Below are 270 nucleotides of genomic sequence, written 5' to 3'. Positions count from 1 at the left end.
AATGGTTTCCAAAATAATTGCTCTTTTTCTAGCTATGGTTCTTCTCTTTTCCTTCAATGTTGCAGCCACTCGAGAACTGAGTGAGACGTCCAATAGCGTTGCATCAAAGAGAAGTGAAGAGTTAGGTGTGGATGGACCGTATCGGTGCCCCAATGGATGTTGTGGTAAACGTCGCAAGCGCGACCCATATTGTCGGTGCTGCGCTCCTAATGAAAAACCCCGTTACTAAATACTCCATCCGTCCACGATGAATAGACCCATTTGAAGTTG

Annotated in this window: 1 protein-coding gene; it reads left to right on the top strand. The window is 45.6% G+C overall.

The features are described from left to right. A partial coding sequence (locus tag ACODJP_RS14080; RefSeq protein WP_422482568.1) for a hypothetical protein occupies positions 1-229 on the top strand: 229 nt, incomplete at its 5' end. Positions 230-270 lie beyond the last annotated feature (41 nt).

Source organism: Pleomorphochaeta sp. DL1XJH-081, assembly GCF_049310885.1.
Classification (GTDB): domain Bacteria; phylum Spirochaetota; class Spirochaetia; order Sphaerochaetales; family Sphaerochaetaceae; genus CAYZJV01.
The sequence above is the reverse complement of the archived record's forward strand: the minus strand, read 5'-3'. Positions and strand labels throughout refer to the sequence as shown.